Annotated in this window: 13 protein-coding genes; 8 read left to right on the top strand and 5 right to left on the bottom strand. The window is 37.2% G+C overall.

Going from position 1 to position 16985, the window contains the following annotated elements; translation table 11 throughout:
- Positions 1 to 834 precede the first annotated feature (834 nt).
- The 6 genes from ACT4_RS02285 (at position 835) to ACT4_RS02265 (ending at position 10611) form a co-directional block, all read left to right on the top strand.
- Positions 835 to 2499, top strand: a complete 1665-nt coding sequence (locus ACT4_RS02285) for an Eco57I restriction-modification methylase domain-containing protein (protein ID WP_007479476.1) — start codon at positions 835 to 837, stop codon at positions 2497 to 2499.
- On the top strand, positions 2500 to 3240 hold the full coding sequence (locus ACT4_RS02280; RefSeq protein WP_007479473.1) for a PaeR7I family type II restriction endonuclease: 741 nt from the start codon (positions 2500 to 2502) through the stop codon (positions 3238 to 3240). It begins immediately after the preceding gene.
- A 7-nt stretch (positions 3241 to 3247) separates the two neighbouring features.
- On the top strand, positions 3248 to 3832 hold the full coding sequence (locus ACT4_RS17380) for a hypothetical protein (RefSeq protein WP_007479472.1): 585 nt from the start codon (positions 3248 to 3250) through the stop codon (positions 3830 to 3832).
- On the top strand, positions 3832 to 6204 hold the full coding sequence (locus ACT4_RS02275; protein WP_374750059.1) for a TrlF family AAA-like ATPase: 2373 nt from the start codon (positions 3832 to 3834) through the stop codon (positions 6202 to 6204). The genes ACT4_RS17380 and ACT4_RS02275 overlap by 1 nt, the downstream gene beginning before the upstream one ends.
- Before the next feature lie 165 nt (positions 6205 to 6369).
- Positions 6370 to 7704, top strand: coding sequence for a DUF6602 domain-containing protein (locus tag ACT4_RS02270; protein ID WP_007479469.1), 1335 nt, complete (start codon positions 6370 to 6372; stop codon positions 7702 to 7704).
- 174 nt (positions 7705 to 7878) lie between these two features.
- Positions 7879 to 10611 carry a UvrD-helicase domain-containing protein gene (locus ACT4_RS02265; RefSeq protein WP_034604486.1) on the top strand — a complete coding sequence of 911 codons (2733 nt, stop codon included), beginning with the start codon at positions 7879 to 7881 and terminating at the stop codon, positions 10609 to 10611.
- 46 nt (positions 10612 to 10657) lie between these two features.
- Here the strand turns inward: ACT4_RS02265 and ACT4_RS02260 are convergent, their stop codons facing one another.
- From ACT4_RS02260 to ACT4_RS02240, 5 genes are all read right to left on the bottom strand, one after another.
- Positions 10658 to 10894 (bottom strand): hypothetical protein, encoded by a 237-nt coding sequence (locus ACT4_RS02260; RefSeq protein ID WP_227509639.1) that lies wholly within the window; start codon positions 10892 to 10894, stop codon positions 10658 to 10660.
- 345 nt (positions 10895 to 11239) lie between these two features.
- A complete protein-coding gene (locus ACT4_RS02255; protein WP_007479463.1) occupies positions 11240 to 12136 on the bottom strand; it encodes a hypothetical protein in 897 nt (298 codons plus the stop codon).
- A 226-nt stretch (positions 12137 to 12362) separates the two neighbouring features.
- On the bottom strand, positions 12363 to 13475 hold the full coding sequence (locus tag ACT4_RS02250; protein ID WP_007479461.1) for a YqaJ viral recombinase family protein: 1113 nt from the start codon (positions 13473 to 13475) through the stop codon (positions 12363 to 12365).
- Positions 13476 to 13640: 165 nt separating this feature from the next.
- A complete protein-coding gene (locus ACT4_RS02245; RefSeq protein ID WP_007479459.1) occupies positions 13641 to 14690 on the bottom strand; it encodes a DUF932 domain-containing protein in 1050 nt (349 codons plus the stop codon).
- A 39-nt stretch (positions 14691 to 14729) separates the two neighbouring features.
- The gene (locus ACT4_RS02240; protein ID WP_007479458.1) at positions 14730 to 14963 is read right to left on the bottom strand and encodes a hypothetical protein; all 234 of its coding nucleotides are present in this window, start codon (positions 14961 to 14963) and stop codon (positions 14730 to 14732) included.
- A 684-nt stretch (positions 14964 to 15647) separates the two neighbouring features.
- On the opposite strand from ACT4_RS02240, the gene ACT4_RS02235 reads away from it, so the two are divergent.
- Together ACT4_RS02235 and ACT4_RS02230 are read left to right on the top strand one after the other, a co-directional pair.
- Positions 15648 to 16064 (top strand): hypothetical protein, encoded by a 417-nt coding sequence (locus ACT4_RS02235; RefSeq protein WP_007479457.1) that lies wholly within the window; start codon positions 15648 to 15650, stop codon positions 16062 to 16064.
- A 49-nt stretch (positions 16065 to 16113) separates the two neighbouring features.
- Entirely contained in the window at positions 16114 to 16683 is a 570-nt protein-coding gene (locus tag ACT4_RS02230; protein ID WP_007479454.1) for a hypothetical protein, read from the top strand.
- Positions 16684 to 16985 lie beyond the last annotated feature (302 nt).

The raw sequence follows: 16985 nt of genomic DNA, 5'->3' as shown, positions 1-16985 counted from the left end.
CAATCACGCACAAAAAAAGCTAAACACACTATTTTAGTACGTTGTACATGATGTTGTCTGTATTTTAATGGAAAATTACCACGCTATTTATCGCTCTGAATATCTAAGCCAAATACTTTTCTTCCTGATCCCATGAGTGAAAATCATTATAGGGAGCGAATATTTTTTCTTCAAATTGATTGAGATGAAATAGTTTGAGTTGAAACTATTATTGTATAAAATAATTAAATTTAATCATAAAAATCAATAGTATATAATTTATGTAATTTTATGTAATGGATCGAAATGCAAATTTGAGCAAATATTAATCTATTCAATATTCATGCCAGTATTGAAATTTTTGCTAAATTCTAGCATTCCAGTATAATTCAGCTCCTGCTTTTTTAATCTGTTTTCAGAATTTTCTGATTTATCGCAGTCACTTGAATTGATGTATGAGAAATGTTCTTAGAACTCATATATTCAGCACATAAAGTTGATGGGTAATATACAGATCTGACTCTCCTCTCTTATTGATTCTATTGGTGTTCAAATGTCTGATATTCAAAATAATGTAGTCAAAGAAATACATCCTAGAATATCCGTTGCACCGATGATGGATTGGACAACAAAATAAAATTTAACAAAAATTATCAACAACTTAATAAATAAAAAAAACTCCTAGGTGTAAATAAGGTGTAAAAAATGATAATTAACATCTTATAAGAAATTCTTATAGCGCTCCCTTATTATTTACATCTAATGTTAAGATACAATCATACTATTCCATCATTATCATCTTTTAATGGGCAAATTTAGCTCCTCTCAAATGTTCGACTGTAGTAGATGAAATATATGAACGCTGATTTCCAACAACAAAATGAAATTTTACCTCGTGGTGCTATTTACACACGTTCAGAAGTTGTAAGTTTCATATTAGATTTAGTTGGCTACACAGATGATCGTGCTTTATACCAAATGAGCGTATTAGAACCATCTTTTGGCGATGGAGACTTTCTTAAAATTGTAGTAAAGCGACTTGTTAAATCTTGGAAAAAATCAAAAAAAACTAATAAGTTAGATTTCAATGAACTTATTAATTCAATTCGTGCAATAGAAATTGATAAGAATACTTTCGAATCCACTCGTTTTAAGTTAATAGAGCAACTAAAGAGTGAAAGTTTTACGGCTAACCAAGCGATTCAATTAGTTGATAGTTGGCTAATAAATGAAGATTTTCTTTTAACACCAATAAATCAATCATTCGACTTTGTTGTTGGAAATCCTCCTTATGTTCGTCAAGAATTGATTAAAAATGATTTATTAGCTAAATATCGCTCTATATACAAAACAATTTATGATCGTGCTGATATTTATGTTCCTTTTATAGAACGTTCACTATCTCTTCTTTCTAATTCAGGAGAACTGGGCTTTATCTGTGCAGATCGCTGGATGAAAAATAAATATGGATCTCAACTTAGAAAGTTCATATCTGATAATTATCATTTAAAAATTTACATAGATATGATGGATACAGATGCCTTCCATACAGAAGTGATAGCCTATCCAGCAATCACTATTATTAAGAAAGGTTCTGGAAAATTTACACGTATAGCTCATCAACCAGAGATTTCAGAAAAAGTATTAGCAGAACTATCTCGCTTACTATTATCTGAAAATCTTTTACGAGATTGTACGTTCGTCAAAGAGTTAGCCGGTATTGTAAATGGGCATGAACCATGGCTATTAGAATCAAAAGATCAAACAGCTCTTATACGCCGTATTGAAAATGAATTTCCACTATTAGAGGATGCTGAGTGTAAGGTAGGCATTGGAGTAGCTACTGGTGCTGATAAAATCTTTATTAGTAAGGATGACGAGATAGATATAGAATCAGATAGAAAAATTCCTTTAGCTACCACAAAGGACATTATTTCTGGTGAAATGCGTTGGCAGAAACAGGTCGTAATCAATCCATTTGAAGAATCTGGAGAGTTAGTCGATCTTGATAAATATCCTAAACTAAAAAAATATTTAGAATCTAATAAAGAAATCATTAGTGCTCGCCATTGCGCTAAGAAGAACCCATTAAATTGGTATCGTACAATTGATCGTATAACCCCCTCATTATTATCAAAGAAAAAATTATTAATTCCTGATATAAAAGGACAAGCTCACATAGTTTATGAAGATGGAAATTTTTATCCACATCATAATCTATACTTTGTGACCTCTCAGAATTGGGATTTACATGCATTACAAGCCGTACTAATGTCCTCGGTTACACGATTATTTATCGGTATGTATTCAACAAAAATGAAAGGTGGTTTCCTTAGATTTCAAGCTCAATACCTGAGAAGAATACGTTTACCACTTTGGGAAAATGTATGTGAAACCTTACGCACTGAACTCATTCACGCTGCGAAAAATAGGGATCTTTCCGCATGCAATCAAGCGACTTTTAAACTTTATAAATTGAGCACTGAAGAACGCTCTATATTAGGGGAGGATGAAAATTAAATGACTCTAAATTTAGTAAATTATGAAAAAAAAGCTGAGGATGCTGTCAAATTATTTTGGGGAAACCGTGCAGCCGCAAAGCTAAAACAAATTAATACTGGTAAAGCTGATCAAGGAGAACGTGCTGGTGTTACAGCAGGAAAAAATATGGATGGATTCTTAGAACTAATCCTTGAGGTAATTCAACAAAATGGCCTAGGACATGCTGAAATCTATCAAAATAAGGCAATGCTAACGTTACCTGGATATTTTCGCCCTACGAAATTATGGGATCTATTAGTTCTTTATAAAGGAGAACTAATTGCTGCTATTGAATTAAAAAGCCAAGTTGGTCCATCCTTTGGTAATAATTTTAATAATCGTACTGAAGAAGCACTAGGTACAGCACACGATTTATGGACAGCTTATAGAGAGGGTGCATTTGGAAAACAATCTAGACCATTCGTTGGATGGTTAATGATGGTAGAAGATGCTCCTGAATCGCGCAGACCAGTTAAAGATAGATCTCCCCATTTCCCCATTTTTGAGGAATTTAAAAATGCCTCTTACCTCCAACGTTACGATGTTCTATGCCAACGTTTAGTACAAGAACAACTTTATACAAATGCCACAATTTTAGCTTCAGAAAGATCCGCAGATGTTGATGGAAAATATTCTGAATTATCAAGTTTGACAGGCTTAAAAACATTTATAACTTCATTAGCTGGTCATATCGCAACTGCTGCTGCACGATTAAATTGAGAAAAAAATGAATTTACTTAATATTAAGAATTCTGAATACCATATAGGATCTGAATGGAGAAGATGGGATCTTCATATTCATACACCTGAAAGCCAACTAGGTTCTTCATTTATTGGAACCACATGGGAACAATATCTAGATGCTTTAGAAACTAAGACTAAAGAGTTCGATATAGCAGTCATTGGAATAACTGACTATATGACAATTGATGGCTACAAAAAAATCTATGAAGCTCTTAACGATACAACCGCCCCTAGATTAAGTTCAGTAAAATTTGTTTTACCAAATATTGAGTTTCGTGCACAGCCATCAACAAGTGATGGGAAAGCGTTAAACATCCACTTACTGATAAATCCAGGAGATTCAGACCACATTAATAAAATAGAACGTGCTCTTACAAATTTAAAAGTTACCTATAACTCGACACAATATGGTTGCTATAAAGACGACTTAATCTCTTTCGCAAAAGCTCAAAATCCTAGTATTCAGGAACAATTAGCTTATAAGTTTGGGATAGAACAATTCAAGCCCTCTTATACTGACATTCTGAATTGGATTGATAATGATGCATGGCTTAAAAAAATTCCTTAATAGGTATTGCAAATGGAAAAGATGGAATCAGTGGTTTACCAGCGGATGGGTTCTCTTCTGTTAGAGATGAATTAATAAGACAATCTCATTTCATATTTTCTGGGAATCCTAATGATAGAAAATATTATTTAGGTCAAAAAAATGGTACTAATTCTCAAGAAATTATAAGAATGTATAAAAGCTTAAAACCATGTTTACATGGTTCTGATGCACACACAAAAGATGATCTATTTAGACCTGATCATGATAGATTCTGTTGGATTAAAGCAGACCCCACTTTTGAAGGACTCAAACAAGTACTATGGGAGCCTGATTCAAGAGTAAAAATAAGTAATATACGACCTCAACCCTCTAATTTAAGTAAAATAATTACCAAAATTAAAATTGATAATCACAACGGTTGGTTCTCTCAAGAAATATTAAACCTCAATTCTGGTCTCATTTCTGTGATAGGCGAAAAAGGAGCTGGAAAAACAGCAATTGCTGATCTTATTGCGTTTGCTGGCGGTGTTCCATTAGATACTAAATCGCAAGCTTCGTTTATTAATAAAGGTAAACGTCATTTATCTGATGTAAAAATCGAGCTTACTTGGGGGAATGGTGAAGTATCGACTGGTATACTTCCCAATAATGCACCATCACTTCCTAAACCTTTAGTCCGTTATTTATCTCAAGATTTTGTAGAAAGACTTTGTTCTAATGATCATCAAGGGAATGAATTACAAAAAGCAATTGAAGAGGTGGTTTTCAACCATCTAGATGAAGATCTAAAAGAAGATTACTCCTCATTCGAAGAGCTTCGCTCTGCAAGAGAAGCAGCATCACAATCTAGACAGAATGAATTCCGTGGTCGAATTGTTGCATTAAATAGAGAAATTGAACGATTACATTTTACTGTTATCCAAAAAACTGAAAAGCAGTTAACGTTAGAATCAATTAAAAAGCAAATTATCGATTTCAAATCTCAATTACCAGCATTAACTCAAACTGCAGATGAGGCAATATTAAAGTTATTAGAAAAGGAACAACTCAATTTAAAAGAGCAAGAATTATGTTTATCTAAACTGAATCGCTCAAAACGATATATTGATGAACTTTTAAAAACCTATAAAAACTTAAAAGAAAAGACAGATCATCAAATTGACCAATTAATAGCAGGTGCACAAGAACATGAAATTATCCGAAATCTAGACTTCAAGAATCTAAAGCCTTCCTGGAATCCAAATATTGAATTTATTCTAGAACAAAACTCTATAAGAATTAATGAAGAAATTCAGAAAATTAAAGGCAATGAAAGTAGCCACAACCCCACTGGAAGTACCCTCTTTGACATTCAAAAACGTATCATAGATTACCAACAAAAGTTGAGTAACGATGAAATAAATCGTAGAAGATTACTAGATCTTCAAAAACAAATTAATGATATCGAGCAAACTGAGAAAAGGTTAGAAAAAGAGATACAAGACATAGATCAGAAAATTTTACCTTCAATAACTGAGCACACTGTTGAAAGACAGCGTATTTATTTGAAATATTTTGAAGCTTTGGCTGAAGATCTCAATGGCTTAAAAGAGCTATATGCGCCTATGCAAAAACAATTAGCATCGTTTGGCACAGATATGACATTCGAACTTTCAGCTGGCTATAAAATCAATCGTCAAGAATGGGTTGATAAAATAGTTAAATTTTTCGATGGTAGAAAGCCCTATGCCTTAGTAAAAAAAGAAGAAATTGAATCTTTCATTGTTGAAAAAATTATTCCAGCCTGGGAAAGCAATGATAAAAATCAAATATCTCAAGTCCTTTCTGATTTTAATCAGAAAGTTTCACCTTTTGATTTCATGCAGAATTGTGCAGCTCCTAGCCTAAAGTTAAGTGAACTATTTGATTGGATGTTCTCTACTGATCATATTAGTACAACATATCGAATTAAGTATGCTGGATCATATCTTGAACACCTTTCTCCAGGTACAAGAGGAATAGCATTATTAGTCTTATACTTATTAATGGACGAAGATGATAGACGCCCTTTGATTATTGACCAGCCAGAAGGAAATTTAGATAACTCATCTGTATATTCTCAATTAGTTCCATATATTAGAAAGGCAAAAGAAAATCGACAGATTATTATTGTTACTCATAATCCAAACTTAGTAGTAGGCACAGATGCAGAACAAATTATTATTGCATCATCCTCCCGATCACCTAGTCAGGTTTATCCTCGTATCTCATACTATTCTGGATCTCTTGAACATAATGAATCTGATGAGACTAGCAAAGGTATTAGACAAACAGTATGTATTCTACTCGAAGGTGGAGATAAAGCGTTTAAGGATAGAGAAGGTAGATATTCCATTCTTCAGCCCATATAAGTTGAATTAGAATTAATATAAGTGAGCTATTCATTATAGCTCACTTATATTTTATAATGTAAAAACTAGATCTATTTATAAAATATTTATTAAATTAGCTACTTAAAACTTTCTAGATTAAAGTTATCTTATACTTCAGCACACAGCAATAGAGAATTCAGATTTATGGAACTACAAGTTCATGATGTTTGTATCCACATGGATGACAAATGGGATAATATTAAGATTTACTATATAATAAAAAAAACACAAAGTGAAATTATCCTCTGTACAAATTTACTTACAGAAGAAAACCAGAGAACAATACCACTTGATGACTTTGATAAACTAAGAATATTTCCATTCTCATTTTTAAGTAATAGTAGACATACTAACTTAAGTATATATATGCAACGAGTTGGTAATTTAATTTGTGCTTTTTTAAATAAGTCTAAATCCTTAACGCTAAAAAAATTAACTGATCTACTTAATAAGTCTAAATTTTCCCTAAATGTATTAAAGAGCGAATGGATAATTCGCTGTCTGACGGCAGCAAAAATGATTATTGCCACTCCTAATAATGAAATAGTTTCTTTTAAAATTTCATCAGCATTTCTTGCTATTGAAAATCAAAGAAATTTCTCTGCTTCTATTGCAACAGAATTAGAAACACTTAGTCAGAGAATTAGGTTTATTAATCAACATGGCCCTACTGTAGGAACCTATCGAGAAACTCTTCTTAAAAACACTCTTAAAAAGCATTTACCTGAACGTTATCATGTTGCAACAGGTTTTATTCATGGCGTAGAAAAACAAATAGATATATTAATTTATGATAGAATAGATTATGCACCCATTTTTCGTGAAGCAGATCTAGTAATTATCCCCCCAGAATCAGTTCGCGCAGTCATCGAGGTTAAAACAAAAATCACACTTAACAACCTTCGGTCAGCCCTAGAATTATTGAGCCTAGCTTCTTATGTAGATGATAAAAAACCTCCATTTTTCAAAGGAATATTTGCTTTTGAAAGTTCATTACGAGAAGAATCATTATATCATAAGGTTGCTGATTTTTATTCAGATCTTAATACTATGTCACAAGGTGGGCCAGGAAAACTTATTTGTTTCCCGTTCGAGCATTTAAGTTGTATTTGCGTTCATAATCAAGCTTTTGCTTATATTAGATATGATAGAAATCGAGATAATAGATTAGTTCCTTTCCTATACTCTAAGCGTAGCGCAACTGGACTTTCCAGCCAAACTAGTTTTTTTATACAAAATCTTTTAGCTCATTTAAAATTTGGCGGAGTAAAGAAAAGAAAAATCAACTACTTAAACAAGATGCTTGGTGAGGATTCAATTGATACAAGAATAAAAGATCTGCGTGAAGAGGATGATAGCTGGGGAGCATACTTTACATTTGATAATGGATATCAAGAAGAGGGTGACGATGTAATCGAAGAAATGGAAAAATTAATTCTTTCTTCTCAAGAATGGATAGATCAAGAAGAGAACTTCTAGATTAAATAACTTCAGTCTCTAATAAATAGACTTTCATTAAAAAAATAAGATTTACCTGATATTTATTAGAAGACTGATAGTGATAAAAACTAAATACCACCTAAAATTACTGTAAAATTTATAATCATTTATGAATCTCAAATTATTAAAAAACATTTTTAATTTTAGGGCAATATGAATATCCAACCAAGTTTACTCAGCTTCATTTTTGCAGGTTCCAGCAAATGGCGACTCAACTATACATTTCCTGAGCTGGTACTTGAACTGGATACCAGAACCATAAAGCTCAATACTGAACAGGTACTGGAAACGCATATCCAGAAAGGCTGGATATGGTCATCATTGACACTCAAAACCGTTGATCAAAACTTTCAGTTCAAGGGCATGTTCAACACACAGGCTGAACAGTTTCAAACTGAAATCCGCAATGATGCAGAATTCCTGAGAAATAAAAGAAACGCTGAAAAGATCAAGGAAACCTTAAAACCGTTCTTACGGGAATATCACAATTTTATCCAGCAAAATATTTACCTATCTCATCACCTCAGCAAGCTGTTTAGGTCAGATTTATCACAAAGGTCAAAAGCCCCTGTTGAACAGTTTAACAGCCTTATTCAAAGGGATATCTCTTTTGCATTTGAGCCGCCCCTACAAAACCTGTTTGAGCGATTGCAACAGTTTATTGAATTGCCAGTTGAGGCAAACTATGCCATCGATGCAAAGAATAAGCGTTTTGTTGAAAGTGAGTTAAAGGTATTTAAGCAGTTCTTTGATCAGGTGGAAAGTACGCCCCTCACCGATGAACAGCGCATTTCCTCCATCATCTTCGAGGACCGTAACCTGTTGGTTGCTGCGGCTGGTTCAGGGAAAACCTCCACAATTGTTGGAAAGGTAGGCTATGCCCTGTTAACTGGACTCTACAAACCTGAAGAGATTCTGGTTCTCGCATTCAATAAAAATGCAGGCGAGGAACTCAGTGAACGTATTAACTTTCGATTAAAAGACATTCTCGCCCAGTTTAATACCCGTGTTGAGGCACTTAATTTCCACAAGTTCGGCGTTAAGGTGATTGGTAAGGCAACTGGAAAAAGTCCATCAGTTTCCAATGATGCAGGAAAACCCCAATCCCTCCTGAATCGGATTATTCAACAACTGATTGAAACAGATCCAGACTTTCAGGCAAAATATCTTTTATTTAAAACGGCCTACCTAAGACCACCCTTGTCTCCCTTTGCATTTAAAACTCAAAGTGAATGGGAAAAGGCACACAGACGATCATTTGACAGGTTCAAGGATGGCTTTGAAACCTATCAGGGCGAAATCGTTAAGTCACATGGTGAAAAAGCCATAGCAAACTGGTTGTACAGTCAGGGGGTTCCCTACCAGTACGAAAGAAACTACGAGCATGACACAGCGAATGAACATCACCGCCAATACAGGCCTGACTTTTACCTGCCTGAAATAAACCTGTATCTGGAACACTACGCTGTAGACCAGCACGGCAAGCCACCTGCACACTTTGGACAAAAGTATCTGGATGACATGAAATGGAAATTAGGAATCCATCAACAATATAAAACTGATTTAATCACTACCACCTTTCATGAATTTATTACAGGTTCCATTTTTAGGAAACTGGAACAGGAGCTTAAATCAAGGGGACAAGTATTCAGGCCACGTACTCTTGCCGAGATCAACTCCAAGGCACAGTCTATCTATGAATATGATGCCAATGAACTTTATGTCAGTTTTTTAAGTCACTACAAATCCAATCAGGCCAACATTGCGAGCCTATTGGCCAGACCCTCACTCAACCTGCGGGAGAGTCTTTTTTTACAGTTATTTTCCAAGGTTTACCAACAGTACGACCAGTTATTGAAAAACAGCAAGGAACATGACTTTGATGACCTGCTAATCGAGTCTGCCCAGTTAATCAATGAAAATAGATATAAGAGCCCATTCAAGCTCATTATCGTGGATGAGTTTCAGGACACTTCACAGGCCAGAGCCAGACTCATCCTTTCCCTACTGAATCAGGTGCCCGAAACAAAACTTTTTTGTGTTGGGGACGACTGGCAAGCCATATACCGATTTGCAGGTTCAGACATCAGTATTTTTACCCAATTTGAAAAGGTCTTTGGCTATACCAAACAGACACAGCTTACCCAGACATTCCGTTCCAATCAGGGTATTGCCAATGTCGCCAGTGGCTTCATCCAAAAAAATAAGTCCCAGCTTCAAAAAGTGGTCAATGCCGTTGATAAAACCAGCAGCAAAGTAGTTGAGATAAACTTTCTAACAAAGACTCAGGAAATTTATGAATATCTGTTTAAAACCATTATGGAAATCAATAATGCCAATACGAGTTTAGGTAAAAAGAAATCAATTTATATTTTGGGTCGCTACAAACATCACAAACCAAATCTGGACAGCATTTTGCCCTTTCTTAGAAATTGCAGCATTGAGTTCAAAACCATCCACTCATCCAAAGGCCTACAAGCAGACTATGTGATTATTTTAGGCTTAAATACTGGCAGTAGTGCATTCCCTTCTGAAAAAGAAGATGACCCTCTTATCAACTTAGTCTTGCCACAACCAGAAACACATGCCTATGCTGAAGAACGCCGTCTGTTCTATGTTGCATTGACTCGTGCAAAAGAGAAAGTTTTTCTTATTGGTGAACGTAATTCAGTATTCCTAGAGGAAATTATCAAAGACTCAAGCATCAAGGAATTTATTCATATACCTAAAGATGAAAATACGTCCATTAACCATGATATTCCAGAAAAATGGCGATGTCCGAGATGTAATCAGGGACGTATGTGGAAAAGAACAGGACCATACGGTGACTTTATGGCTTGTAGCCGTTATTCAGAATGCGGATATACTAAAAGCTTAAAGAAGTAGTTTTGATAAAAGACTCCTCATTTAAACGAAAGAGTCTTTTTTAAATTTATGCTGCTGACAGAAACATTCCATTGGCCGCGCTTGCACCTGAAATCAAAAGCTTGCCAGCAAACATTCCACCACCTCCAGCAGACATAGCACCACCACCAACTGCGGCAAGGGAGGCATTTGTCAAGGCTGCACCATGTAATGAGCTAATTGCAATACCTGTACTCGCTTTACCTAGAAATCCCCATGCACCAAGTACGGAGGCAAAGGCAGGTGCAAGAATGTATCCAGTCACAGAACAAACTACTGTTGTAGCGACAACCTTGATAGACTTCCGATATTTGGTATAAACGGATTGACAGAAAAGTTTAAAGCGATTGAAAAGATTTTTAAAAAAGTTCATATTTTGTTCCTAGTTACTCATTAATAATTAAAAGCTTACTGTTATTATTGGTTAGCTTTTCTTTAGGCAATGAAAATTATGCCTAATACATCACTATTTAAGGTTTTCATTTTTCTTTTTCAAGCCTAAAACTATAATTTTTGAGAATCTTCCTCTACATAAGGGTTTTTATAAATGAAAAAAATAAGACCAACTTAATAAAAAACTCTCTATCTTTAAGAGACAGAGAGTAATTATTCAATTCAAAGCCTGAACCGACTGCTGTAACCCTTTCTGAATGTCCTCAACATGGCTCAAGTCATGGGTTTGTTGAGGCTGTTCTGATCTTGATTCATCAATGTAAAACTCCTCAACAATATCCAAGCCCTCTTCATCTCCAACTTCAAAACTGGCATTCCCATAACCCTGCCTCGCGACATGATCTAAAGCCTCCTGATAAAACCCTGATGTTTTACTTTGCTCATCGATTTGCTTAGCTGAAGTAATGGCTTCTTGCAAATTAACTCCATCACGTAAAGTTAAATCCACGTAATAGATTGGAGTACGATAGCTCTGTGTCGTGCTTTTCCCACGTAAAGTCAGTTGCAATGGCAGACATGACAGTAGATCGCCCGATGCAGCATGGTAATAGCGTAGTCGTGCTGCCAAAGTACGGATGCTGTTAAAGCCTGTGGTTCTAAAAATGAATGTACCTAACTCATCCGATTCATCCAGATTGACGTAAAGCCTGCCATAAGGTTTGCACTGTCCACCTTGAGCCAAAGGACATAAATCAGGTGATGGACATAGATGTTGTTGAATTCCGTTCTGTCCAAGACGCTGGCAGGTTTCGCCATTTCCTGTGCAGATAGGTCGACCAGTTTGTCGGTCAAATAAGGTGTACTCAGCTCGTAGATTCAGTTCAGGATCATTAAAGATCATCCGTACTGGAATAGTTCTGAGTTTCTGGTTTTGTGCCTTGGCACGCAATTGTTCATCGAATGGGTGTTTCACCCAACCATCCTTATTCTGGATCTGGCTGGTAATGGTAAATTGATCATCCTTTTCAGGAATACGCTTTCCATTTTTCTCGACGATTTTGCCAATACTGATACGCCCTAATACGGGTGGCGTGATTGCTAAACCTTTAATCATTTTGTTTTCCTCTACGGTAATTTTTGACGATTGCCCCTTTGATATGTGAAAGAAGCAAACATTTTTAAAATGCATAAATTCAGCGCGGAACAGTCCATTTGGTCACCAGTAAGTACTTCACGGTACTTACTGGTGACGGGGGCTGTTTTGCGCTTTTTTGATGAAATGGGATTTGGGGAAGTGATGCGGAAGCTTAATAGGAATTGCTTAGGCTAATTCGATTGGATTAATCAGCATCTGTATAAATCTGGAATCTACGTGTGCCCTGTTTGTTTTGTGGGAACTGTTGTAGAAACTCGGGATGCTGTTGCAGTAAGGCTTTACTGTCTAAGCTAACTGAATCTTTTGATTTCTTCCACGTAACTGAACCCGCCTTAAATATGGCTCGTTCTGAGTCCTGCATCTTGATTTGGATTTGATGCTTCAACTGATCAAAACTGCTCTGATGTTGTTCCAGCAAATGACGTTGTTGCAGTAATTGCTCAAAGCACTGATTGGCTGTGATATCCTCAGATAGATCAGTAGTGCTCAGTGGTATATGAACAGGATATAAAAGCTGTAAGGCTTTGGCTGCTGACTCAGATGCATCGACATCAGGTGGTATATCCTTTTCTACACATTCCCAGAAGTAACGCTCTGCATCTACAATGTATTTAATCACCGTTTCACTGCGCGTGACCTTAAAGATTCGGGTTTCATGTCCACAGATCAAGGCACAGATATGCGCTGCCTGTTTGCCTGTGACTGCCAATTGATGCTGTACCTGGCAAAGGACATACAGCGGCACACCATCTCGCCATAGTTTTGAACCATACTCACCTACTGTTTTACATTCTAAGATCTGAACTTCTTCATGACCCACCACGGTATAGTCCAAGTTAGTTAGCATAAAGTGTTTGTCTTCGTCAGGATGCTGTAGCACGGCATTAACCCGTCGGACTTTGTGATTGGTATGCATGCTGTAGTATTGGGCCACTAGAGGTTCCAGCTGCTTACCCCAATATAAAGGTGCATGGCCAGCACTTTCATCTTCAATATTTTGCTGCATACGACCTGTCTTGATCATCCATAATTCCAGCATCGACATATAGGGATTGAGGCCACATGCCGTTGCTGCATCACTGCTACCAATGCCCTGCTTTCGGACTTCCAACCATTGTTGGTAATTCAGCTTTTTAGTGTTGGCAAGACGTTTGGCTGCGGGTAGTTGACTGGTTTTCTTTGGTGTTTTCTTGGTTCGTGTGCCCACCTCAACCTTATGTTCAGTTTCAATCTTGATAGGATAAGGCTGTAAAGGTGGATGATTTAGGGTGTTCTGAATTTGGGTATGACTATTCATAGAGAATATTCCTGTATCGGTAAAATCGTAAAAGCTGAATTTCGGGCATAAAAAAAGCCACATCTGAGGATGTGGCCAAAAGGGTATTGCTTTGCTTGCTACGGTTATTACCGTAGTTTTAGATTAGGACGTTAAGCTTAATTCAAACTGAATAGATGCCTTGATTTAAGCCACCATTCTTAATGCCTGTTCAAGTCCTCGTTGTTTAATGACTGCTCCCATACCAAACCATGCAGAGTCCAGGCGATGATCTCTACTCATAGCACGACGTTCATGGTCACAGAATTCGGTGATTGAGCATAATAATCCATACGCCGTATCTTTGGCTGAACTCAGCTCTGCCCCACGCCCATGTCCGTTAAACATGGTCATCACCTTAGACATGGCACGTCCATTCGGTTCAGTTTTATTGTCTGATCGAGATGGGTTGGCTTGATTCGGCATAGCAGCATTCCGATAGAACTGAATGATACTTTCATCCTGTTCCGTAATGCTCATGTTGGTATTGTTAAACACTGCATCAAAATAAGCAGCTGCTTCTTGCTGCGTCACTTTACGTTGACTCAGTTGCTTCATTTCATACATGTGCTCATCCCATGCACGGACTGAAATACCAAGTTGCTGTTTCACTTTATCCGCATCAAAACGAGTACTGTGCGGAACCTTGACCACCCCCGTATTCCCTTGCTGTCCACGTAAAGCGATTGCCAAAGTGTTATTGCACACCACTCGAATGGATGTGAACTGAGCTGTGGTTGCCAAGGTTCCATCACAGGCTGTTGCCAATAAAATGTAGCCATTGCTAATATCCTTTCCTTTTAAAGCTGAGGTCTGTCCAGTCTTCGCCAATGCCCAGAACTTTTTACCACCTTTAAGTACCCCCGCGGTCTCCAATTCAAAACCTGATTGTTCAGTTAAGTCTCGATAGAACTCCAGAATTTCCATCGGTTGAACTTCCTGAAAGCGTTGACTGACCACTGATAGAGGTACATGGGTATCCGAACGGTAAAGTACACGCTGCTCCTCGAAAGGCATGATGATGCTTTGTCCCCGATGGTTCTGTGCCATGTAACTCACATCCGAAGATTCAATCCGCCAGTCCATCCCTGCCTGCTGTGCCCACACCTCTAACGGTTGATTTGGTGTCAGTTGATTACCCAAGCCATGCCAAGGGGTTTTTCCTGTGAATGCCATTGTTTCAACTAAATGTGCCATAAGATATGTCCTTCAATTCTGCTGATAATTGTGTATTGCTCAGTATTTATGTGTGCTGATATTTGACCGAGTTTGATCTGCTAACACCAGAATCACCCCACCCAAGGCTGCACCTGCTACACCACCTAGCATCGGTGAAAAGCCCATCGACTTGGCAAGGTTCATACCCAATATCGCCAAAGTTGTAGGAGCACTTGCAAGGCTGAGTTGCGGTGTTTGAGATTCTCTAAAGCGAGGGCTATACGGTTCTTCTTCTGTATCCAAATACGACATGGACGTTCTCCAAGGGTTTAGAAATGAGTATTTAAAACGCTGAGACAAAGAACCTAAGTTCAATGCTTGGCGTTACTTCATTTCAGTAATATGTATTTGAAATAATTTGGAATCATATGCCTGTTCATTTTTTACTGAGTTGTACAAAACATCTGGACAAATCGAATTGACCTATGAAATCGTTATGATTATGATGGGCTTGCTGACCCACATGGTCAGTCGGTTTTAGCAGACCGTTTACCCAAAGCACACTAAAAAGTTTATCTTTTTGGTGGGCGACCCTGCGTCTCCCCCTCTGCGGCGGAACGGGAGGGGGACACCTTCGGGTGTGCTGATCTTTTTGGGTATCAGTCTGCTAACCCCTTTTCGTTTCGCCACCATTATTTAGCAGTGATGTGGTGAAACTTCTTTATACCCAAAGGAGTCAATCATGACTGTTTTTTATATTTCTAAATATTCTTCGCCCTTTCCTTCTTATCATGGCCCATCGCCACATAAGACGGGTCATTTGACAAACTAAAGCGATCTGCATAACAGCATCACTGTCGCTGATCAGGCATTTACTTTTCTAATTTTTCAATGAGATTCAGATCATTGAGGTACTACTATGCCTGAAATGTAGCATTGCTGCCTGTCTGCACGTTCTAAAAATCAATAAACAACAATAATCAGGATTTAATTTTAATGAACAACCGAATCAAAGCATTTTTAAAATACAGTGCTGTCGCAGCCTGCTTATCCATTACCTCACTTTGTCATGCTGATATGAATAAAGTCATGGCCTTCATTAATGAACCCTCCTCTGCACCTACAGTTAAACGCTGCGAAGGCAATGTAAATTGCAATGCTTTTGTGGCAATTAGCAGAGAATGGCAAATTATTCCTAAAGATGATCGATTACGTTATTACATCTATAGCGGTGATCTGAATGCCCTTATTCGAGAAGGTAAGGATTTAAAAGAACAGAAGTTAATTGATATTGATGACTTTGCTTATCAGGTCTTTGATTATCATGCCGAGAATATTAATGACAGATGGTTGTACATCAAAGGTATAGCTGTTCTGAAGTACGTCCAACGTACCCAGTTTGGTTCTCAGTAACCAATTAATCTTTGTGTCATCCATTCTCGAATTAAAAGGAAATTCTGTCATGAAACAGATCATCATTACGGGTGTCATTTTAGCGACTCTAACAGCATGTCATAAGACACCTGAATCTTCTTCGCCAGATTTTACGAGCGAATCAACCAATACTCCGACCCAAGATGATTCCAAGCAGCAATTGAAAGAGCAGGAAGCCGAAGCTGCTGCCATTGCCCATGATCGTTATGATCCAGATAGTATTTATACAGATGCTGATAATACTGATATTCCCCCACCTCAACTTAAGCGCGAACTGTTGCCAAGTGAAGCAGTAGAAGTTAAGTTCCGCCCCGTTGGTTCTCCTCCAAACTTTATTGTGGTCACACAAACCATTTATGACACTACTCGTTTGAAAGTGGTCTCTGAAGTGAACGATGTCATTGATAAGGTGGAAATGGATAATCCGAACTGTAAGGTCGTTGGTGTGGAACCATATACAACTAAATTTCCGAGTGTTTCCTATTACGGGGCTGTATTTAAGCTTGTTTTAAAAGGCTGTACTGCTGAAGAAATCAAAGAAGTTTATCTGTATACCACACATGGCAAGCTTACTTATCAAGCCCTTGCCGAAGAATGATTGCTTTATAACAAACACAAGCCATTCAAACCCTATCCTCTGTTTATGCTCATCCCATTATTGAATCAGCGCAAAATATTCAAGGTCCTAAATGGGTAAGAACAGAGGAGCATTTCTAGGAGTCAGGAGTCAAGTATGTCTAGCACTAAACTCATGCTCCCTTTTATGTTTTCGATCAATATGCTTACTGCCTGTAGTCGCGCTGTTAGGTTGGGCGCATCTGCGAAGTTAGTATCACATTGGCTAATGATACATATGCTGATCCACTATTTGAACGTACAACTTCTTGACCTCACATAAAG

This window comes from Acinetobacter sp. NBRC 100985, assembly GCF_000241225.1.
Classification (GTDB): Bacteria; Pseudomonadota; Gammaproteobacteria; order Pseudomonadales; family Moraxellaceae; genus Acinetobacter; species Acinetobacter venetianus.
This window is presented reverse-complemented; position numbering and strand designations above follow the sequence as displayed.